Origin of the sequence: Rhodococcus sp. NPDC060090 (assembly GCF_042729855.1) — a bacterium.
Lineage (GTDB): Bacteria > Actinomycetota > Actinomycetes > Mycobacteriales > Mycobacteriaceae > Rhodococcus.
In genome coordinates this window covers 177,555-198,655 of the sequence record NZ_JBHWXB010000008.1, presented here as the reverse complement: position 1 = coordinate 198,655, position 21,101 = coordinate 177,555, and the positions used below count along the sequence as shown (strand labels likewise).

Annotated in this window: 16 protein-coding genes and 1 riboswitch; of the genes, 11 read left to right on the top strand and 5 right to left on the bottom strand. The window is 67.3% G+C overall.

Going from position 1 to position 21,101, the window contains the following annotated elements; genetic code table 11:
* Positions 1–23: 23 nt before the first annotated feature.
* On the bottom strand, positions 24–1,565 hold the full coding sequence (locus ACFWCF_RS13350; RefSeq protein ID WP_378491404.1) for a carboxylesterase/lipase family protein: 1,542 nt from the start codon (positions 1,563–1,565) through the stop codon (positions 24–26).
* A gap of 86 nt (positions 1,566–1,651) precedes the next feature.
* Positions 1,652–1,748: riboswitch (TPP riboswitch) on the top strand.
* Between ACFWCF_RS13350 and ACFWCF_RS13345 the strand changes: the two genes are divergently transcribed.
* The 6 genes from ACFWCF_RS13345 (at position 1,741) to ACFWCF_RS13320 (ending at position 6,914) form a co-directional block, all read left to right on the top strand.
* A complete protein-coding gene (locus tag ACFWCF_RS13345) occupies positions 1,741–2,451 on the top strand; it encodes a TenA family protein (RefSeq protein ID WP_378561914.1) in 711 nt (236 codons plus the stop codon). (Overlaps the previous riboswitch by 8 nt.)
* Positions 2,436–3,458, top strand: coding sequence for an ABC transporter substrate-binding protein (locus ACFWCF_RS13340; protein WP_378561911.1), 1,023 nt, complete (start codon positions 2,436–2,438; stop codon positions 3,456–3,458). Before ACFWCF_RS13345 ends, ACFWCF_RS13340 begins: the two co-directional genes overlap by 16 nt.
* 37 nt (positions 3,459–3,495) lie before the next feature.
* The gene (locus tag ACFWCF_RS13335) at positions 3,496–4,257 is read left to right on the top strand and encodes an ABC transporter permease (protein WP_378562070.1); all 762 of its coding nucleotides are present in this window, start codon (positions 3,496–3,498) and stop codon (positions 4,255–4,257) included.
* The gene (locus ACFWCF_RS13330) at positions 4,254–5,003 is read left to right on the top strand and encodes an ABC transporter ATP-binding protein (protein WP_378561908.1); all 750 of its coding nucleotides are present in this window, start codon (positions 4,254–4,256) and stop codon (positions 5,001–5,003) included. The genes ACFWCF_RS13335 and ACFWCF_RS13330 overlap by 4 nt, the downstream gene beginning before the upstream one ends.
* Before the next feature lie 176 nt (positions 5,004–5,179).
* The gene (locus ACFWCF_RS13325; RefSeq protein ID WP_378561905.1) at positions 5,180–6,214 is read left to right on the top strand and encodes an alpha/beta hydrolase; all 1,035 of its coding nucleotides are present in this window, start codon (positions 5,180–5,182) and stop codon (positions 6,212–6,214) included.
* A 124-nt stretch (positions 6,215–6,338) separates the two neighbouring features.
* Positions 6,339–6,914, top strand: coding sequence for a LysM peptidoglycan-binding domain-containing protein (locus ACFWCF_RS13320; RefSeq protein WP_378561902.1), 576 nt, complete (start codon positions 6,339–6,341; stop codon positions 6,912–6,914).
* 63 nt (positions 6,915–6,977) lie between these two features.
* Here the strand turns inward: ACFWCF_RS13320 and ACFWCF_RS13315 are convergent, their stop codons facing one another.
* Complete coding sequence (locus tag ACFWCF_RS13315) at positions 6,978–7,541, bottom strand: potassium channel family protein (RefSeq protein WP_378561899.1); 564 nt, start codon at positions 7,539–7,541, stop codon at positions 6,978–6,980.
* Between the two features lie 120 nt (positions 7,542–7,661).
* On the opposite strand from ACFWCF_RS13315, the gene ACFWCF_RS13310 reads away from it, so the two are divergent.
* Together ACFWCF_RS13310 and malQ are read left to right on the top strand one after the other, a co-directional pair.
* A complete protein-coding gene (locus ACFWCF_RS13310) occupies positions 7,662–9,092 on the top strand; it encodes a hypothetical protein (protein WP_378561896.1) in 1,431 nt (476 codons plus the stop codon).
* A 65-nt stretch (positions 9,093–9,157) separates the two neighbouring features.
* Complete coding sequence (gene malQ / locus ACFWCF_RS13305; RefSeq protein WP_378561893.1) at positions 9,158–11,263, top strand: 4-alpha-glucanotransferase; 2,106 nt, start codon at positions 9,158–9,160, stop codon at positions 11,261–11,263.
* 3 nt (positions 11,264–11,266) lie between these two features.
* On the opposite strand, the gene ACFWCF_RS13300 is transcribed toward malQ, so the two are convergent.
* The 3 genes from ACFWCF_RS13300 to ACFWCF_RS13290 are packed head-to-tail and all read right to left on the bottom strand — an operon-like array spanning position 11,267 to position 14,194.
* Positions 11,267–13,063 (bottom strand): AMP-dependent synthetase/ligase, encoded by a 1,797-nt coding sequence (locus tag ACFWCF_RS13300; protein ID WP_378561890.1) that lies wholly within the window; start codon positions 13,061–13,063, stop codon positions 11,267–11,269.
* Complete coding sequence (locus tag ACFWCF_RS13295) at positions 13,056–13,547, bottom strand: MarR family winged helix-turn-helix transcriptional regulator (RefSeq protein ID WP_378561887.1); 492 nt, start codon at positions 13,545–13,547, stop codon at positions 13,056–13,058. Before ACFWCF_RS13295 ends, ACFWCF_RS13300 begins: the two co-directional genes overlap by 8 nt.
* 59 nt (positions 13,548–13,606) lie before the next feature.
* Positions 13,607–14,194 carry a DinB family protein gene (locus ACFWCF_RS13290; RefSeq protein ID WP_378561884.1) on the bottom strand — a complete coding sequence of 196 codons (588 nt, stop codon included), beginning with the start codon at positions 14,192–14,194 and terminating at the stop codon, positions 13,607–13,609.
* A gap of 102 nt (positions 14,195–14,296) precedes the next feature.
* On the opposite strand from ACFWCF_RS13290, the gene ACFWCF_RS13285 reads away from it, so the two are divergent.
* Genes ACFWCF_RS13285 through ACFWCF_RS13275 form a run of 3 tightly spaced genes read left to right on the top strand, consistent with a single transcriptional unit; the run spans position 14,297 to position 21,098 of the window.
* Positions 14,297–15,775: a DUF2397 domain-containing protein gene (locus ACFWCF_RS13285; RefSeq protein WP_378561881.1), complete on the top strand. Its 1,479-nt coding sequence runs from the start codon at positions 14,297–14,299 to the stop codon at positions 15,773–15,775.
* Positions 15,772–16,905, top strand: coding sequence for a TIGR02678 family protein (locus ACFWCF_RS13280; protein ID WP_378561878.1), 1,134 nt, complete (start codon positions 15,772–15,774; stop codon positions 16,903–16,905). The genes ACFWCF_RS13285 and ACFWCF_RS13280 overlap by 4 nt, the downstream gene beginning before the upstream one ends.
* Positions 16,902–21,098, top strand: a complete 4,197-nt coding sequence (locus tag ACFWCF_RS13275) for a TIGR02680 family protein (RefSeq protein ID WP_378561875.1) — start codon at positions 16,902–16,904, stop codon at positions 21,096–21,098. Before ACFWCF_RS13280 ends, ACFWCF_RS13275 begins: the two co-directional genes overlap by 4 nt.
* Positions 21,099–21,101 lie beyond the last annotated feature (3 nt).

Below are 21,101 nucleotides of genomic sequence, written 5' to 3'. Positions count from 1 at the left end.
AGAGAAGTCAGGGTCGAGAGAACTCAGGAGAAGCCCATCACCTGATCGCCCCACACCTCGCGCATCGACCCATCCGGATCCGACTCGACAGAATCACGTGCATCGATGAGCAGAGTCGTCCGCTCGTCGGGCTCGTATGGCGGCCAGTGCTTCGACGCATCGAGGGCGGCAGGAACCCCGTGCTCCGCGAAGGCAAGCCATCGACGCTGTATCCGACCAGACACCTCGACCGCACCCTTGCGTCCCCCGAGCCAGAAACTCGGATCTCGGCCGAGCGTTCCGAAATTCCCGAATACGTATGGCAATTCGGTTGCGTGACCGGCACCGATGCGCGCCGCCTTGAGCATCGGCGTTGCATGGTCGAATCGGTACACCCACGTCGGGGAATGCGCGGCGTGCCCTTCCGCCACCCACAACACCGGCATCCGGAATCCTGCGTCGCGCGACAGGGCCATCGCGCCGCTCGGCTTCGGGAGATCGGGATACGCTGCAGCGATTTCGGCGATGCGTTCGGGCTCGAGATCAGGGCGATCCTTCGCGAGTGCCTCCAGCATGGCCCTCACCGCCGAATCGTCGACCGGCATCAGCGGCGACTTCATGAAACGGAAGATCGATGGTTCGTCCTTGTTCGAACCGATGATGAGCGGCACCCGATGCGACAGGCCCTTCTGGAAGGCCGCGACCGGATACTTGGGAACCAGATCGCGATCGACCACCGGCGTCATCGCCAACGTGCCCGGCATGGTCGTGGGAATCTCCCCGACCACGGTCTCGGCCGCGGTGACGAGCTGTTCGTAGGGCATTCCCCGCAGGGTCCCGACTCGGGCCGACGGCACCTCGAGGACGTCGAGGAACCGCTGCGCCACCATCGCGGCACGTTCACGCCCGTACACCGACGTCGCCGGCGGCGACTGCGCGATCGCCCGGTGGAACAGCCCCTCGGCGCGCGGCACCGTCATCAGCGTCGTAACAGATCCCCCACCCGACGATTCACCGAACAGGGTGACGTTGCCTGCGTCGCCGCCGAAGTCCGCAATGCAGTCATGCACCCACTCGAGCGCCGCAATCTGGTCCCGCAGACCGAGATTCGACTCGTACGTGTCGCCTGCTGTGGAGAACGACGACAGATCCAGGAACCCGAGCGCCCCGAGGCGATAATTGAGCGTGACCACCACGACGTTGCCCGTTTCGCAGAGCACGCGTCCGTCGTAGATCTTCTGACCCGAATATCCGATCACGTACGCGCCGCCGTGGATCCACACCATCACCGGGCGCCGTGTGCCGTCCGGTTCGGGCGCCCAGATGTTGAGCGAGAGACAATCCTCGCCGAGTGCCATGTCGGACGAGATCCCGATCGGGCTGTTCCGGCTCTGCGGAGCGATCGGTCCGTAGCGCGCGCAGTCGAGCACGCCCGGCCACGGCCGAGGCGCTTCCGGTGACCGAAACCGCATGTCTCCGCCGGTCGGTGCGGCGAACGGGATCCCCTTCCACGAGTACACCTCGCCGTCGCGGTATCCGCGGGCTTCGCCGTACTTGCATCCGACGACGAGTGTCTCGGCGTCCACATGACCTCCCGGTGAGCTTCTCGTATCCCAACGTACCCAGGGGAGTCTCCTCCGACACCTTCCCGGCGAAGGTGCTATCGTCGCCTCCGACCGACACGGGGTGCTCCGCACGAGCGGGGCTGAGATCACACCCGTCGAACCTGATCAGGTAATTCTGACGAAGGGATGTTTCGGGATGACTGTGCCTGCGCACGATTCACCCACCGACCGTTTCACCGATGTCCTGTGGGACCGCACGAAGGTTCTGCGCGACTCCATCGACGACCTCGAGTTCCTGCGGCGCCTCGGCGACGGCACACTTCCGCTCGAGTCGTTCCGCTTCTACATCGAGCAGGATGCCCTCTATCTGGCCGGGTACGCCAAGGCCCTCGCGCTCCTCGCGTCCAAGGCACCGGACCCGGTCACCGGCGCCTTCTGGGCGACGAGTTCCGCGACGGCGGCGACCGAGGAATCCTCGCTGCACCAGCAGCTTCTCACCGGTGGCGTACTGCCCGTGCACGACGAACCGGTCGCACACTCCCCCGCATGCCTCGGCTACGTGTCGTACCTGACGGCCACCGTGGCAACCGAGCCGTATCCGGTGGGCTCCGCCGCGGTGCTGCCCTGCTTCTGGATCTACGCCGAAGTGGGCCGCGACCTGGCCTCGCGCGCGGCCGACGTGCTCGCCGCCGATCCCGCCCATCCGTACGCACAGTGGGTGGCCACCTACGACGACCAGGCATTCCAGGATTCCGTCGCCACCGCGCGCACCCTCGTCGACGCCGCCGGTGCGGCCGCGACCGCCTCCGAGCGCGACGCGATGATCGACGCATTCACCCTCGCGACCCGCTACGAGCTGCTGTTCTGGGATACCGCCCTGAACACGCAGCCGTGGCCCGCGTCGTGACGCTGCGGCACCGGATCAGGGCACTCACCGTCGCGACCCTCACCCTGTGCGCCGTCAGCGCGTGCGCCGGTGGTGGCTCCGACGACACGATCCGGTTCGCACTCGACTGGACTCCCAACACCAACCACACCGGCCTGTACGTGGCGGTGCAGGAGGGGCTGTTCGACGACGCCGGACTCGACGTCGAGATCCTGCCCTACAACGGGGCGACACCGGACACCCTCGTCGACGCGGGCAACGCGGAGTTCGGCATCTCCACTCACGGCATGGCGACGTTCTCCCGCTCCTCCGGGGCACGCACCCTCACCGTCCTCGCTCCGTTGCAGCACTGGGCAACCGCGATCGGGGTCAAGGCAGACCGCGCGGATCTCACACGCCCGGCAGACCTCGACGGCCACGTGTACGCCGGGTTCGCCGACCCCGGCGACACCGAGGCGCTCGCACAGGTGATCCGAAACGACGGTGGACGCGGCGAATTCGAGGAGGTCGTCCTCGGCACGTCCGCCTACGAGGCGGTCTACTCGGGCACCGCCGACTTCACCGTCTCGTACCTCGCGTGGGAAGGGCTCGAAGCGGAACATCGAGGACTGCCGATGCGCTACTTCGACTACACCGATTACGGCTTCCCCGATCAGTACGCAATCGTCGTGAACGGCAACGAGGACTGGCTCACCGAGAACCCGGATCGGGCTCGCGCGTTCGTGCAGGCGGTGCAGCGCGGGTACCAGATCGCCGCCGACGATCCGGATCGCGGCGCCCGCGCACTGCTCGACGCCAACCCGGGCGCGTTCCCCGACGAGGAGCTCGTCTTCGACAGCCAGCGGATGCTCTCGGCCGACTACATGCGCGACGACCAGGGCCGCGTCGGCACTCTCGACGCGAGCACATGGGCCGGGTACGCCCGGTTCCTGTACGAGCAGGGGTTGCTCACCGGTCCCGACGGCTCACCGTTGACCAGCGAGCCCGATTGGTCCACGTACTTCACCGATGACTACCGAACGCCCTGAGGCTCGACGCACCGCAGCCCGACGCCGCGTGAACCATATGATGCCGGCGATCATCGTCGCGGTGGTGCTCGTGGCGGCGTGGCAGCTCTACGTGATGATCAGCGGAATCCGCCCGCAGGTGTTGCCTTCTCCCGCGCGGGTGCTGCACCAGGGATGGGCGCATCGCATCGACATCGCCGGGCACGCCGTCGCGACGCTGCAGGTCACGATCGTCGGGTTCGCGGTGTCGTTGACCTTGGCGTGGGTGCTGGCGATCTCCGTCGATTTCTCACCGTGGTTGCGGCGAGCGTTCGTGCCGTTGTTCGTGGCCTCCCAGACGGTGCCCATCGTTGCGATCGCCCCGCTGATGATCATCTGGTTCGGCTTCGGTCTGCTGCCGAAGATCCTGGTGATCGCACTGGCAACGTTCTTCCCGATGGCGATCGGTTTGATCGAGGGCTTCGCGGCGGCCGACCGGGAGGCGGGGGCGCTTCTGCGAAGCATGGGGGCCACGCGGTGGCAGGTGTTCCGGTATGTGCGGCTCCCGTCGGCCCTGCCGCGGTTCTTCACGTCATTGCGCATCGGAATCACCTATGCCGTAGTGGGAGCGGTGTTCGCGGAATACGTCGGTGCCACATCGGGTCTCGGAATCTACATGGCCATGCAGAAGAACTCGTTCCGCACCGATCTGGTACTCGCCGCTGTCCTCGTCACCGCAGCGGTGTCACTGGTGTTGTACCTGCTCACCTATGTGGCCGAACGCATCGTCGCGCCGTGGGCCCTCACCACAGAGAATCGAGCAGCAGGGAGTCGCGCATGAGCGCCGTCACCGTCTCCGGTGTCCACCGGTCCTTCGACGCAAGCCACGTGCTCGACGACATCGGATTCGACGTTTCCCCAGGAGAATTCGTCTCCGTCATCGGACCGAGCGGATCGGGGAAGTCCACCCTGTTCGGCCTCGTCGCGGGGCTCGACACCCCCGACGAGGGGAGCATCACGGTCGGTGGGCGGCCCGCCGCGCCGGGACGCGCCGCGCTGATGCCACAGAAGGATCTGTTGTTCCCCTGGCGTAGCGTCCTCGACAACTGCGCCCTCGCTCTCGAGGTGCAGGGAGTGTCGCGTCGGGAGGCACGCGAGCGGGCACGGATGTTGTTCCCCGCGTTCGGACTCACCGGATTCGAGGATGCCCGGCCTTCTGCGTTGTCCGGCGGGATGCGTCAGCGTGCCGCATTGGCCCGAACCGTCATCCAGCAACGTGAGGTCCTGCTGCTCGACGAGCCGTTCGGCGCCCTCGACTCGCTCACCCGCACCGACATGCAGTTGTGGCTGCAGGAGGTGTGGCAGCGCCACCGCTGGACCGTCCTGATGATCACGCACGACGTGCGCGAGGCCGTCCTGCTGTCCGATCGGGTCCTCGTGCTCTCTCCTCGCCCCGCGCGGATCCTGCACGAGGTCCTCGTTCCGTTGCCCCGCCCGCGGTCGCTGGAGTTGCTGACCGATCCGGAGTTCGTGTCGCTGGAACGCGAGCTCGTGTCGGTACTGCACGCGCGGTCCGACATGCATTGAGCACTCACGTGATTCGGGAGACCGGAATATCGAAACGGTAACAGGGCACCGCCCCACCTGCATCGGCCGCGCCACCCCGTATCTATCGGATTACAGCGCCCACTCGAGCCGTTCACCGCGCGTACCTTGGGAAATCCGTAGCTCGAACACCTGTCCGGTAGACGGGAGGAGGCGAGATGAACAGTGCTCTGTCCGACCCGTTCGTGTCGCCCCCGTTCGTGTCGCCCCCGTTCGTGTCGCTCCCGCACGGGTCGTCGCCTGCCCCCGCTCCGCGAATCGAGGAGCACGGCGGGGTCAGCCTCGCCTCCCGTGCACTGAGCCTCTCGGTGCGCAATACCGTGCGACCATTCCTCGATGCCTGGGCGCTCGCCCCGGCACTTCCCTGGCCCACGGGGCTGGTCGACCGCGTCGCGTTCCCGCTCCTGCCGGTGCCTGGAACCGAACATCACCGTGTCGCACTCGACGCGTGTCCCGCCGAGTTCCTGCGCGCCCCTGGCGCCGATAGTCGCACCGCCATCCTGTACCTGCACGGCGGCGCGTTCCTGTGCTGCGGTCTGGCCACCCATCGTCAGCTGGTGTCACGCATCTCGGCGGCAGCGGGCGCACCGTTGCTCACGGTGGCCTATCGGATGCTTCCGCATCACCCGATCCGGCGCGCGGTCGACGACGGCCTGTCCGGACTGCGGTGGTTGATCGCTCACGGCTACCCGATCGACCGGATCGTCATCGCCGGCGACTCCGCAGGCGGATTCCTCACCTTCTCGGTGGCATACGAAGCACTACGTCTGGGGCTGGGCCGGGCCGCAGGCACCGTTGCGATCTCGCCCCTGACCGATCTCGATCCCCACCGCAAGCTCGAGCACCCGAATGCCCAGAAGTGCGCTCTGTTCCCGCGGCGCGCGGTGCCGGTGCTGTCCACTCTGATCCAGCGGGCCGAGCGGATCGACGACCGGTACGAACCGGTGCCCTCTCCGGTGGATCTCGAGATGACCGGCATGCCGCCTGCACTGATCCAGACGGGTTCCGAGGAAATGACCTTCGTCGACGCCGAGACCATGGCGTATCGCCTCGCCGCTGCCGGTGTGCCCACAGAACTACAGGTGTGGGAGAAGCAGGTGCACGTGTTCCAGGCGGCAGCATCGCTGGTGCCCGAGGGGGGCCGCGCGGTGGCACGAATCGGCAGGTTCGTGCGTTCCCTCGACACGGTGTGATCCGGCAAACAGCGAGACCCGCGAGCGGAGCTGAGGGAAGCTGCGCGACCGGCGGTACTGTGCGTGTCGGTATCCGGTTCGTACCGGTTGCCCGAATCACAACGCATCGATCGAAAGGGACAGCGTGAGCTCTCTCAACGCCGGCCAGAGCCTCAGCGTGGGCCAGGAACTGAAGTCCGACAACGGCAAGTACGCCCTCACGCTCCAGCAGGACGGCAACCTGGTCCTGTCCGACAGCGGCAAGGCAGTGTGGGCCGCAGGAACCAACGGCTCCGGCGCTGTGCGCGCGAACGTCCAGGCGGACGGCAACTTCGTCCTGTACAAGGCCGACAACTCCCCGGTGTGGGCATCGGGGACCAGCGGCAACTCGGGCGTGCGCCTGACGGTGCAGGACGACCGCAACGTCGTGCTGTACGCCGGCAGCAAGCCCGTGTGGGCGAGCGACAGTGTTGCCCCGAAGGCTGCCGCGCCCGCCGCGGCACCTGCCTCCGCCGCACCTGCCTCCGGCGCACCGGCAGCCGAGCCCGCTCCCGCCGCTGCGCCTGCCCCGCGCACCCATACCGTCGCTTCCGGCGACACCCTGTGGGCGATCGCCGAGCGCTTCTACGGCGACGGAAACCAGTACCAGCGCATCGCCGATGCGAGCGGCATCTCCAACCCGGACCTGATCCGGGCGGGCCAGGTGCTCACCATCCCGTGACGCCCACGGGCTCATGATCTCGAGCGTCCTCATCACCGGCCCGGTGGTGGGGACGTTCCACATTCACGGCTCGTTCTCTGCGGCCGGCTCCTCCACCTGCCGCCGACGATGTTGCGCCGTGAGCACGAACAATCGCACCACCAGTGCGAGGAAGATCAGATTGCCCACGATCTGCGCCGAGACCACGGCCCGCGTTCCATCGGTGATCGCGGCGATGTCCCCGAATCCGACGGTCGCGAAGACCGTCAAGCTGAAATACAGGGCGCCCATCCGGGTCAGGACCTCGGTGAACCCTTCCGGTTCCACCTGCGAGAGCACCGTGTACAGCGACGCGAACCCGAGGATGTAGACGGTGGTGGTCGCCGCGATTCCCTCAGCGGCCCGGACCACCGGATGCGGCGACCGGAGGACCCACCACATCTGCCAGCCACAGACAGCACACACCACCACCGACCCGCACAGCAACAGCACCAGTGTGGAGAGGTCGTCGAGTCCGGTGAACGGCAACGTGAAGTATGCGGTGCCCACCACGACGACCGTCGCCACCGTGCGCAGCAACGCCCGCCACGTGAGCCTGCGCAACTGCGCCGATCTGTCGGCGTCGGGTGACCGCGTGCGGTTCGGCACAGATGCAAGTATGCGCGCTCCCACCCGATCCACACGCTCACCGACAGGCGTCGTGTCGGTGAGGCCGACTAGTGTTCACGACACACTGGTCAATGTCGGGAAGGAAAAGGGGGCAGGTTCATGGACGAACCGGAAAGCGGATTCGACCGCGACGTCGACCGGGCCTGGCGCGAGTTCCGGGGGGACCTCGCCGACCACGTCGCCACCATGCGCGACGGCGGCGGACTCGTGCTCGAGCCGCTGGCAGAGGAATCCGGTGGGCCGGCCGGGCCGTGCGTGCAGTTCTACGCGTGGGGTGATCAGCAGGTGCGCTGCGAAGTGCCGTCGAATCTCCATCTGTCCGAGGATCGGCATCTGTCACCCGAAGACGAGGCGCTTCTGCTGGGTCTGGGCTGGCAGACACCATCGCGAGATCCCGATACGCCGGAGGACGGCGGCTCGCCCGCATTCTGGATGGATCTACCGTCGTCGTGGGCCGATCGGCTCGCCGAGGTCGCGGTGCGCGCGCTTCGCGATGTGTGGGGCGTTCCGCATCCGCTGTTCCTGCGCGCAGAATCCTTCGGAACCGTAAGCGCGCACGAGTTCGAAACTCCGGCGCCGGTCGCCGAGATCGCCCCGAAGGAGCCCGTCCGGGGGCCGGTCCATCCGCTCGGCGAGGAACACCTGCGCGAGCTCATCGAAGACACCGTGGGCGAGCGGGTCGGCGACACCCCGACGTGGGACGAAGACGGCGACCTCGTGCTGCGTATCGCCGATGTTCTGGTGTTCGTCGGGGTCGGAGCGGGCGCTGCCACGGTGGATCTGCTCGCCCCGATCGTGCACTCGATCAGTGGTCGTACCCGTGCGATGGAGGTGGTCTCCGACCTCAATCGGCAGTGGCCGCAGCTGAAGTTCGTGCTGATCGACGACCGCGTCGCTGTCGTCAACCATCTGCCTGCGTCACCGTTCGTGCCCGAGCATCTGGTGTCCGCTCTCGATCGCATGACCCAGTTCCTCGAAGTCGTCGACCACGATTTCGCCGCGCATATCGGCGGCCTGCCGATGCGCGGTCACGGCCACGACCACTACTTCGAGTCCTCCGATCTCGAACCCTCCGATTTCGAACCCTCCGATTTCGAGCACGATCCGTTCGAGGACGACCTGTGGGAACCACGTCTCGAGGACGATCTTCCGTCGGCGCTGCTCGAACTGCGCGATCACCACGTGCACGGGCGATCCGATATCGCTGTCGAGAAGGTCGCGGCGATCGGAGACCAGGAGGCCTCGCGCCTGCAGCTGTTCCTCGAACTCAGCACCGAGCAGCACGTGGGCTGGACCAGCGAATCCCTCAACCGAGCATTCGCAGGCGACGACGACGGAGTCGCTGCCGCCGATACGAAGGCGCTCGAGTGGAAGCTGACGAGCTGGTCTCTGGCCGCAGCGCTGAGCTATCTCGAACAGCCCACCGACCGTCCGATTCGTCGGCACCCGCAGTCGAAGTCGAGCACCGACCAGCCCCCACTGTTCGACAACCCGGACGAGCCGACGCTCTTCGACGGTTTCGGCGACTAGCCACCTCCACCGAGCAGCGACGAGTTGGCGGCGTCGACGGACGTTTGCTGGCATGATTCCGGAGCGTGACGTCGTCGGACAAGCTTCGCGAACTCGCCGGGCACCATGGGGTGTCCTGCACCTACCGCGGTTGGGACACTCTCGAACATCAGGTCTCGGACAGCACGTTGCGGAAGATCCTGGCGGCACTCGAGGTGCCTGCCGCGTCGGATGCCCAAGTAGAGCACTCGCTCGCGGATGTGCCCAACGTGCCGTGGCGACAGATGTTGCCGCTCTCACTCGTCGTCATCGAGGGCGACAGGCGCACCTTCGCCGTGCATGTCCCACACGGCGATCCCGTGTCGGTGTGGGTAACGACCGAGGATGGCACCGAGGTCGACGCCGACCAGCTCGATGTGTGGGTCGAACCGAGAACGGTGGACGGGCGGCTCATCGGCCGGGCGACGTTCGCGGTGCCGGAGCTACCGCTGGGCTGGCACATCATCCATGCGCGCAGCAACGACATCGAAGCGACCGCGACTCTCGTGGTGACACCGGCTCGGCTGTCCACTGCCGACCGGGTGCTCAGCGCCCGGCGGTGGGGTTTGGCCGCACAGTTGTATTCGGTGCGGTCGCGCCGGTCGTGGGGTATCGGCGATTTCGCCGACCTCGCCGATCTTGCGGCGGTCACCGCGGGCTACGGCGGCGACTTCGTGTTGATCAACCCGGTCCATGCGGCCGAGCCCCGCCCCCCGCACGAACCGTCTCCGTATCTTCCGTCGTCGCGGCGATTCGTCGATCCGCTGTATCTACGGGTCGAGGACATTCCCGAGGTTGCCTATCTCTCGCGCAAGCAGCGCGCCCTCCTCGACGAGCACGCACAGGACTGCGCGAAGGCCAATCGTAAGGCCGGACGTCTGAAGCGCGATCCGGCGTTCCGAGCCAAGTTGGCGGTGCTCGAACGTATCCATCGTGTCCCCAGGAGCCCGGCACGTCAGGCTCGCTACGCGGCGTTCTGCGCCGACGGTGGCCGCGCACTCGACGATTTCGCGCTGTGGTGTGCGCTGGCGGAGAAGGCCGGTCCACGACGCACCCGTTGGGACGAGCGAGCCACGTCACCTGACGACCCCTGGGTTGAGCGCCGACGCGTTGCACTGGCCGAACGCATCGACTTCCACCGCTGGCTTCAATGGTTGTGCGACGAACAACTCGCGGCCGCGCAGGATGCCGCCCGTGCCGCCGGGATGGACATCGGCGTCGTGCACGACCTGGCGGTGGGTGTGCAGCGTGACGGCGCCGACGCGTGGACTCTCGGCGATGCGCTCGCGTCGGGTGTCACGGTGGGTGCCCCACCCGACGACTTCAATCGGAACGGACAGAACTGGAACCAGCCACCGTGGCGGCCCGATCGACTCACCGAACTCGGCTATCGCCCGTATCGCGAGATGATCCGCTCGGTGCTGCGACATTCCGGTGGTGTGCGGATCGACCACATCCTGGGCCTGTTCCGCACGTGGTGGGTGCCGGAGGGGTCCTCACCGACCGACGGTGCGTACGTCCGGTACGACCATGAGGCGATGATCGGCATCCTGGTGCTCGAGGCGCACCGCGCGGATGCGGTCGTCATCGGCGAGGACCTCGGGGTGTTCGAGGGGTGGGTCCAGGAGTATCTCGCCGAGCGCGGGGTCGCGGGTACGTCGATCCTGTGGTTCGAGAAGGACGGTGACACCCCTCGCGCGCCCGAGACCTACCGGCAGCTGTGCTTGACGTCGGTCACCACACACGACCTACCGCCGACGTCCGGTTACCTTGCAGGGGAGCATGTCTCGATACGGTCCAAGCTCGGCCTGCTCGACGGAGATCTGGAGACCGAACTAGCCGGGGCCGCAGCCGAACGCGACGCGGTCCTCCGGCTCGCCCGCGACCGGGGGTTGCTCGGCGATACAGAAGACCGAGTCGAGGCGTTGCATCGACTCATCGCTGCGAGCCCATCGGCATTGCTGGCCTTGTCGCTGGTCGATGTGGTGGGTGAGCATCGGAGTCAGAACCAGCCGGGCACCGTCGACGAGTATCCGAACTGGCGTGTTCCGCTCGCCGACGCCGACGGTGAGGCCGTCCTCATCGACGACCTCACCGGTCACGAGCGCTTCACGAATCTGGCCGAGGCGTTGTCTCCGTCCGAATCCGAGTGAGAATCAGCGCTTCGCGTAGATGCCCTCGATGTCGGCGGCGAACTTCTCGGCGACGACGTTGCGCTTGATCTTCAGCGTCGGAGTCAGCTCACCGGTCTCCTCGGTGAGGTCGCGGTCGAGGATCACGAATTTCTTGACGGCTTCCGCATGCGAGACCGTGCTGTTGGCGTCGTCGACGATCGTCTGCATCGCGTCGCGCAACGAAGGGTCGTGGCGCAGATCCGCGATGGTGGCGTCGGCCGATTTGCCGTTCTCTGCCTTCCAGTTGTCGAACACCTCGGGGTCGACGGTCAACAGCGCCGAGATGAACGTGCGCCCGTCGCCGAGGACGACGGCCTGCGACACGAGGGTGTGCGAACGCATCCGGTCTTCGAGCGGGCCCGGCGAGACGTTCTTGCCACCTGCGGTGACGATGAGGTCCTTCTTACGGCCGGTGATGGCGGTGTATCCGTCGGCGTCGAGCGAACCGAGATCGCCGGTGCGGAACCATCCGTCGTGGAATGCCTCCTCGGTGGCCTTCTCGTTGTGCCAATAGCCGTTGAAGATGACCCCGCCGCGCAGTTCGATCTCGCCGTCTTCGGCAATACGAACACTGTTACCGCCCAGAGGCAATCCGACGGTACCGATCTTCTGCGATCCCGGCATATTGACGGTGTGGGCAGCGGTCGATTCGGTCAGGCCGTAGCCCTCGTAGATCGGCACGCCGACTCCGCGGAAGAAGTGCCCGAGCTTGGTGCTGAGCGCACCGCCACCGGAGATGGCCATCTGGCACTCGCCGCCCATGGCCTCACGCAGCTTGCTGTAGACGAGCTTGTCGGCCATGGTCCGCTTGGCCTTCAGGAACAGGCTCGGACCGCCGTGGTCGAGCGACTCGCTGTACGCGATGGCGGTTTCCTCGGCGAACTGGAAGATCGCCGCATTGAGCTTTCCGCCTGCGGCGGCCTTCGCCGCCGCGGCGTCGCGGACCTTCTCGAACACCCGGGGCACGCCGAGGATCATGTGCGGCGAGTACCTGGCGAACTGGCCCGATACGGTACCGAAATCAGACCAGTGTGCCTGCGCCGCACCACCTTCGAAGACAGCGAGTGACACTGCCCGCGCCAGCACGTGCGCCAGGGGCAGGAACGTGAGAATCCGGTTGCCAGGTTTGGCGACCGTCTGACCGATCGATGCCGTCAGGATTCCGCGTACCTCCGAGAGGAAGTTCCGGTGGGTGAGGATGCAGCCCTTGGGCCGGCCGGTGGTGCCGGAGGTGTAGACGAGGGAGGCGAGGTCGTCGGCGCGGACGCCGTCGCGGCGCGCGGTGAGCTCGACGTCGTCGATGCCGGCGCCTGCATCGATGAGGGTCTCCACTGCCCCACCGTCGATCCGGTGGATTTCGCCGAGAGTGTCGGGCATACCGACGAAGAGCGCCTCGTGGGCGGCGGTCTCGACGATGGCGAGGCAGGCGCCGGAGTCCTCGAGGATCCAGCGGATCTGCTCGGTGGACGACGAATCGTAGATCGGCACCGATGCCGCGCCTGCCGCCCAGATCGCATAGTCGAACAGCGACCACTCGTACCGAGTGGCCGAGAGCAATGCGACACGGTCGCCGGGCTGCACGCCCCCGGCGATCAAACCCTTGGCGACGCCGGACACCTGCTCGGCGAACTGCGATGCGGTCACTGCGACCCATTCGTCGCCTACAGGGCGTGAATACATCACGCGGTGCGGCGTCTTCTCCGCTTGTGTGAATACCGTGTGGACAACGGAATCGTTGTCGGCAACGGCGAACTGGGCGGGGGTCGAGTACTCACGCACTGAAATCTCCATCGTTCTGGTCGGTCGAAGACGGGGCGGACGGATCCACTCCGGAGCGGAAGCGGCGCAGCAGGTGGACGAACGTATCGATCTCATCCTGGCCCCATCCGGCCAGCCCTGCGGCGACTTCGCCGTAACGGCGCGTCACTGTGACGGCGAGCACGCCGCGCCCCCGGTCCGTCAGGCTGAGCGGGTGCCCCAACCGTGTGGGCCCGGAGTCCGCCGAGAGCCAACCTTCGTCGACGCAGTGGCGTACCTGCCTCGAGACGGTCGACCGGTTGACGCCGAACACCTCCGAGATGTCGGTGGCGCGGCAGCCCGGATTGCGGGCGATGAACCCGAGCAGCGAATGCTGCGCGAGTGAGAGGGAGTTGTCGTCGGACCGCTCCCCTGCAGTCAGGAAGCGCACGAGGCCGACGAACTCGTCGTAGACCTCGACCACTCCGGCCAGGTCCGGTGCACCGGACCGCCGCTTCTGTTGCATACGGCAACTATAAGCCCGGTGTGCTCCACGCCTCAAACCAGGGCGATGCACCCGTATGATCAGCGGAAACGATCAGCGGCGGCCTGAACACGGGCATGGTGCGCGAGTACCCGTTCCTCCTCGCGGTACGGCAAGTTGTCGTAGTCCTGCCGCCATCCGACGAAGCCGTCGATCATCTCTCGCACGATGTCGATGTGCCCGGCATGGCGGGCGGTCTCGGTGTTCATGTGCACGAGGATTCGGTGCAGCGTCACCCGCCCCTGTCCCCACAATTCCACGTGTGTCTCGTCGTCGAGACCGGTCGCGGCGGAGGTTTCCGCAGCGTGCTGCCACGATCGGAGGTACAGACCCACCAGATACTCGCGTGATTCGTCGGCGGTGGCCCACATGTCCACGTTCGGGCCGGCGGCCTTCTCCCGGTCCGCCCATGGCAACGCAACCGGGGGCGGCCGTCCGAATAACTCACCGAAATAGCCGAATTCACAGGTTGCGAGGTGTTTGACGAGCCCGAGCAGGTTGGTTCCGGTGGGCGTCATCGGACGCCGCGCGTCGTACTCGGACACACCGTCGAGCTTCCACAGGATCAAGTCACGCGAGGACTGCAGCTGCTCGATGAGGTCGGCCCCAAACCCGTCGGTACCGGTCATTGCCTCATCCTAGGTCCGCACCCCACGTCGCCCCACAGCTCGCCGACGAGGAAGTACTAGCCTGTGCGTACCGTGGTAGTGGCGCAGAGGAGGGGACGACCGATGGGTGATGGGGGGTCCCGCGGCCTGTTCCGCTACCTGGTCGCCGACGAATCCGACGACTACGTCGCCGTCATGAACTACTTCACCGATATCCTGCTCACGGACGCGACCGCTGCCGACATCGCGGCAGCTCTCACCACCGGCGGGCATCGCCTAGACCGGGACGTCGCAGAGAACCGCTGCAGACAACTCGTCGCGTGGGGAAACCTCGGCGAGTCAGGCCGCGACACCCGCGTCGGAGCGGTCGGCGACTACGTCCGCGCCACCGCCCGTTATCGCCCGACCGTCCTCGGCGGCCGCGTACACCGCGAAGCCACCGCCCTCCTGGCGTCACACGACGGCGCCCGCGAGGTCACCCGCGAATCCCTCGCCCGGATCTGCGACGCCCTCGCGCACATCGACGCCGCGGCCGACACCGGATTCGCCATCGATCCGAACACACTCGCCGGACATGTCACCGGAGTGTTCGTGCACCACCGTGCCTTCACCGACAGCGTCGCCGACTTCTACACCTATCTTGCGGAGGCCTCGGCGCGCCCCGACCTCTCCGGCGACGACTACACCGAGTTCAAGCTCCTGCTGCTCGACTACGTCGATGTCATCACCTCCGACCTGAGCCGCTACGCACACCCGGCCTTCGCAACACTGCAACGGCTACTTCCCCTCGTCGACGGCCTGCTCGCGGCACTCCCCGATCCGGGTCTGCTCGGCGACACCGTCACTCGCGCACCCGGACGCACCCGCGACGACTGGGAACAGCTCGCCTCCTGGTACCACGAGGATGCGGGCCCCCGGGAACTGCGTGACGCCGCGGCGACGGCGCTGAACCGGTTGCTCACCCACACCCGGAACCGCATCTCCGAAGCCCCCGGGTTCTCCCACCGAGCAGACCTCCTGCGCCTGGCCTCCTGGTTCTCGGAATCCTCGGACGAACAGGCCCACCGACTCCACGCCGCCACGTTCGGTGCCTATCCGAGCCGGCACCTGCTGCTCGGCCCCGAGGAGCCGGACCCACGGATCGGCGCCGGAACATCCTGGTGGAACGCCGATCCGGTGTCCGTGCCCGTCTCACTGCGCGAACGCGGCGACCGTTCGCCGCGCGGCGGGAACGCACGGATTCCCGATCCGACGGCAGACCGATCCCTCATCGTGGCACTGGCCGAACAGGAGTCGGGCGAACGCGCCGACGCCGTCGCCGAACTGCGCGCGGCAGGCGACCTGCACGGCGCACAGATCTCGACGACCGCGCGCGACGTGGTGCTCGACCAACTCGCGGTACTTCTCGCGCGACACCAGGACCTCGACGGCGTGTACCGCATCGACGACCACGACATCGGGCTCACCCTGACCGCCGAACCTGGCCGCGGCACCACGGTGCATTGCCCCGACGGCGATCTCACCGTGCACGGATTGACACTGCGTACCTCGTCGCCGCTCCTCGCTCCCACTGATTCCGCACAGACGATCGGGGTGTGGTGAGCACCGGTACCGCAGTCCAGGACGCGGCCGGCCGCCGCGATGCCGCCCGGGCACTGTTGCAGCGCCCGATCCTCACCGCAACCCACGACCCCGACAATTTCGATCTGGTCCGCCGTCATTCCGCAGCGCTGCGAGCGATGTTCGCCGATCGTCTCGGCTACACGTTGATCGTCGAGACGGAGTTCGCGCGCCTCGTGAAAGCTCCCCTCGATGCGACGGCGCCCCTGCGGCCGCTGCACCGCACGACCGGCGGCGATTTCGGCGCGGTCGGATACACCTACCTCGCATTGACGGCCGCCGCGTTGCTCGCGCCCGGCCAAGGCGACCAGATCCCGATGTCAGTGCTCGTCGACCAGATCCGCGCCGACGCCGCGGGCCAGGGCATCGAGATCGCCGACGGATTGTCGGAGCGCCGACATCTCGTGGCCGCTCTGCAGACCCTGATGGAGTGGGGTGTGGTCGGTGAGACCGATCTCGGTGAAGATCAAGACAGGGAAGATCGAGAAGAGGACGAAGCGGTCCTCACCGTCTGTCGGTCGCTACTGCGGCACCTCACCGCATTCGCCCTACACGACCTCCCCGGCCCGTCGGCGGCGATCGCAGCGCGACCGGAGACACCGCGACGGCGGCTGTATCGCCGGCTCGTCGAGGATCCGTTCACGGCGCGCGACGATCTCGACCCCGAAGCCCTCGACGTGCTGATCCGCGAACGAGCCGAACTTGCACGCCGCTTGGACGAAGATTTCGGCCTGGTTCTCGAGGTACGCACCGAGGGTGCGCTCGCCTACGACCCGGACGGCAGCCTCACCGACGTACCCTTTCCCGGGCCCGGCACAGTGAATCAGGCTGCACTCCTCCTGATCTCAGAGCTGGTCGACATCGCCGATCCTGTTCCCGGCAGCGCTGTGCACGTCGACACGGCCGCCCTCGAGAACACTCTGTCGGATCTCGTCGCCGCCCATGCGCGGAGTTGGCGCGGTGAGTACGTCCGCGACGTCACCGCCCTGCGTCGCGATGTCACGGCACTGCTCCTTCGCCTCGGTCTCGCACGTGCCCACGACGACGGGCTCCTTCTCGCTGCTCCCGCTGCCCGGTATCGCCCGACCATCGCCGAAAGCCCTCAGCCATGACTCACTCGTCCGACGCACCCGTACTCGACGCCACCACCGCATCAGCACACCCGCAACGCTGGAAGCTCTCCCGCGCAGGCATCGTCAACGTCTGGCACTACCTCGATACGGAGTTCACACTCAGCGACGGTCGTATGATCCTGCGCGGAACCAACGGGTCCGGGAAATCACGCGCCCTGGAGATGCTGCTGCCGTTTCTGCTCGATGCCGACCGCAAACGCATGGACGCGACCGGCGCGGGCAAGGTCGACCTCGACGAACTGATGCGCATCGGCGCAGGCGGTCAGAACAACCGGGTCGGTTACCTCTGGCTCGAGTTGTCTCGCCCGAACGGGTTTCTCACGATCGGCGCACAGGTCCGCTACAGCGCAACCGCGCATCGCAGCGAGGTGTACTTCTTCACCGCAGAAGACCGTGTCGGCGCCGATCTCCCGCTGGTCGACGAGCATCGGGTTCCGCTCTCGCGCGACGACCTCGCCGCCCGCATCGGCGCAGACCGGATCACCCGCAGCCCCGAGGAACACCGGGACACCGTCCGCGCGCTGGCGTTCGGCCTGCACGGCGAGTCCGGGCGCGACCGGTACACGGGACTGTTGCAGTTACTCCACACCTTGCGTTCCCCCGACGTCGGTAACCGCATCGACGAGGGCCGTCTGCCTCAGATCCTGTCCGACGCACTGCCCCCGCTCAACGAGAACATGCTCGCCGCAGCAGGTGACCGCCTCGATCTGCTCGGCGAGAGTCGCGCCGCCCAGACCCGACTGGAATCCGCCCTCACTCGGGTCCGCCAGTTCCACGCCGTCTACCGGCGATACGCGGCCGACCTGCTGCGCTCGAGCGCGGACGATGCGCTGCAAGCCGCAGACCGGGTCGCCCGGGCAGAGGCGGAACTCGACGAGGCCGAGGCCGAGATCGCAGACCTCGACGCCGAGGCGGCCGCAGCCGATACCCGCCTGAGCGAACGACGCGACCAGCTCGCCGAACTCGATCGCGCGATTCGGGGGCTCGAGTCGCACGCGCTGTTCCGCAGCGCGGACGATCTCGCTCAGCGCGCTCTCACCGTCGACGCACTCGGTCGCGCCGCCGACCAGGCGTTACATCACGCCGCACAGGCGAGACGGCACGAGTCCCTCGAAGCCGAACGCGCCGACACGCATCTGGCCGATCTGAACGGCACGGTCACCCAGGCCTCCGAGACACTGGCAGCCGCGAAACTACGACTCACCACCGCGTCCGTGCCGTCCGGCGCCCTACCCGACCGGATCCGCCTCGACATCGAGCGGCCCCAAGCGCATTCGGAGCCGGTCCGTGCCCGGAGCGAAACTGTCCCCGAAGCACTCACCAGGCCCACCGTCGCGCAAGTGCGGCTGTTGCCGGACGCCTGCGACGACGCCCGAGTCGCTGTAGAACAGGCTGCCGCGGCCGCACGTCGCAGGAAGGAGCAGGCGTCCAGGCGCCTGGTCGAGGCCCGCCGCCTCGAACTCTCCGAACGCGGGGTGCGCGACTCCGAATCCGAGTCCGAGCGGGCCGCACACGACGCCGAACGTGAGGCGCTCGAACGCGACGCCGCCGCGCGTGCGCTCGACGACGCCGCCCTCGAAATCGAGCATCGTTGGCGTGAATGGCTCACCGCCGAGCGCGCCACCGGGCTGTCACCCCACATCGCCCTGCACGGCGCGGCGTTGATGCAACGCCTGGTCGATGCTGTGCAGTCACTCTCCGGCGACGACCCCGATCCCGGAGCTGCAGACGCGATCCTCAGTGAACTCGTCGCACTCACTCGAACGGCGGCTCCCAGCCACCTCGAGCCCACCCCCGAGAGCGACACGCTCGAGGCCGACACACTCGAGGCCGACACGCTCGAAGCCGCCGACTTCGCGCTGCGCTCGGCGCTGCTCGACGAACAACGCCGCCTCGAGTCCGAAGAGGCCGGCCCTCCGATGGCACCGTGGCGCAGCCCCCAGAGCGGCGTCCCGCTGTGGCGCGCTGTGGATTTCGTCGACACGCTCGGCGACGACGATCGGGCAGGCATCGAATCCGCATTGCTGGCAGCAGGGTTCCTCACCGCGACCGTGGACGGTGAAGGTCGGCTGCGTGCCCATTCGGGACAGATCCTCGTATCACCACGCGGCGAGCCCCCGCGTCAGCCGCTCTCCGTCGTTCTGCAGCCCGATCCGGATTCCGACGTGCCGGTCGACGCGATCGCCTCGGTGCTCTCGGCGATCGGGTTCGAGGATGCTTCGGCAGTCACCTCGGTCTCGCGCGACGGTCGCTGGCACAACGGTGTCCTGCGCGGACGACACACCGCGGAGACACCCGGATACATCGGTGAGGCCGCCCGCAGCCGAACCCGAGCCACACGCCGGGCCAGGCTCGACGAGATCACCGGTGAGCTCGTCCGGTTGGACCGCACCGAGCAACAACGGGCGGTCGATCACCGCGTCGCGCGGGCGGGAGCCGAGCCTGCCCCGTGGAGTGGGGTGCCCGACGCTGACGTGACGTCCGTGCCCACCGCACACGCTCTTTACCGGGCGTACGCACGTGCCCGTGCCCACGCCGAGCATGCAACCCGACGTGCGGAAGCCGCCACTCAGGCTCGTGAGCGGGCTGTCGCGCTGCGTTCTCGGTGGGCAGCCGACCTCGAATCCCACCGGACCGCCTGCGCTCATTTCGACTTGCCGACGAGTGTCGCCGATCTCGACGCGATCGTGGTGGCGTGCGCCGAGGCGGACGCGGCCTGCACGAACCTGGCCCGCGACATCGGCGATGTCCTCGCCGAATACGACCGATTCGACAGGTGCGCACGTGCGGTCGCCGAGGCGATCGAGCTCCGTGCGCAGGCGGAGGAAGAGGCCGAATCCCGCTGGCACGAGTGGCACGACCGGGCGGCAGTGGTCGCGGCACAGTCCCAGGCGGTCGACGTCGAGGTCGCCGACCTCGCGGAGGAGCTGCGGAATTCGGAGACGGAGCGGGCCCGCACCGACGAGAAGTGCAGGCGCACCCTCGCCCACCGTGAACAGCTCGGCAAAGCCGTGGCCGCGGCGATGCAGCAGAGTTCGGCGGCGCGGGAACGCCTCACCCGGCATCGCGAGGAGCTCGAGGTCGCGGCGGGCATGCTCGGAACACAGCGTGCCATTCCCGCCCTGGCCGCTGCTGCCGATGTCGAGGGCGACCCGATCACCCGTCTCGACGACGCGCAGCAGGTCCGTGGGGCCGCCGAGGCCCTGCTTTCGGCACTGCCACAGTCGACGGATACGGGAGACAACCGCGTCCTCGCCGCGCTGCAGCGCTTCGATAGGGAAATCTCCGATCAGCTCGACATCGAGCACACGGTGGAATCGGGTGCCCATGTGGTGCGCCTGTCCGGTGCAGGGAACGACACCACCCCGACGAGCGTGCTCGCCCAGCTCACCGTCCGCGCCGAAGAGGGCCGCGCCGCGCTGTCCCAACGCGAACACGACGTGTTCACCGGGTTCGTGCTCGGTGGCGTCGCCGACGAACTCCGCAGACGGATCACACAGGCCGAGAGCTTGATCGCGGCGATGAACAACAGCCTCGCCGACAGCAGGACCAGCCACGGCATCGGTGTCCGCATCGGGTGGCATCCTGTGCGCGAGGACGCCGACGCGGCACGCATCACCGAACTCCTCACCGACAGCGCGCGATCGATCGACGACAGCGATGATCTGATCGAACTGCTTCGTCACCGGGTGGAGGTCTCGCACGACGGCGACCCCTCTGCCGGATACGCGGCGCATCTGTCGCGTGCGCTGGACTACCGGACATGGCATACCGTCGACGTCACCATCATCGGTCCGGAGCCCGATCAGGAACGTCGCATTTCGAAGCGGGCCAAGATCTCTCAGGGAGAGACCCGGTTCGTCTCGTACGTCGCACTGTTCGCGGCGGCGGATGGCTACCTCTCCGGTTTGCCCGACACCGACCTGGCGCTGCGGATGGTCCTGCTCGACGACGCGTTCGCCAAGATCGACGAGCCCACCATCGGTGAGCTCATGGGCTTGCTGGTGCGGCAGGACATCGACTTCGTCATGACCGGACACGCGCTGTGGGGGTGTGTTCCGCAGGTACCGTCCCTCGACATCTACGAGGTCCGACGCCTGGGCGACAGTTCCGCCGTGACGACCCGGGTCCACTGGGACGGACGCAGCAGGCACGTACGCGCCGGCAACTAGGCT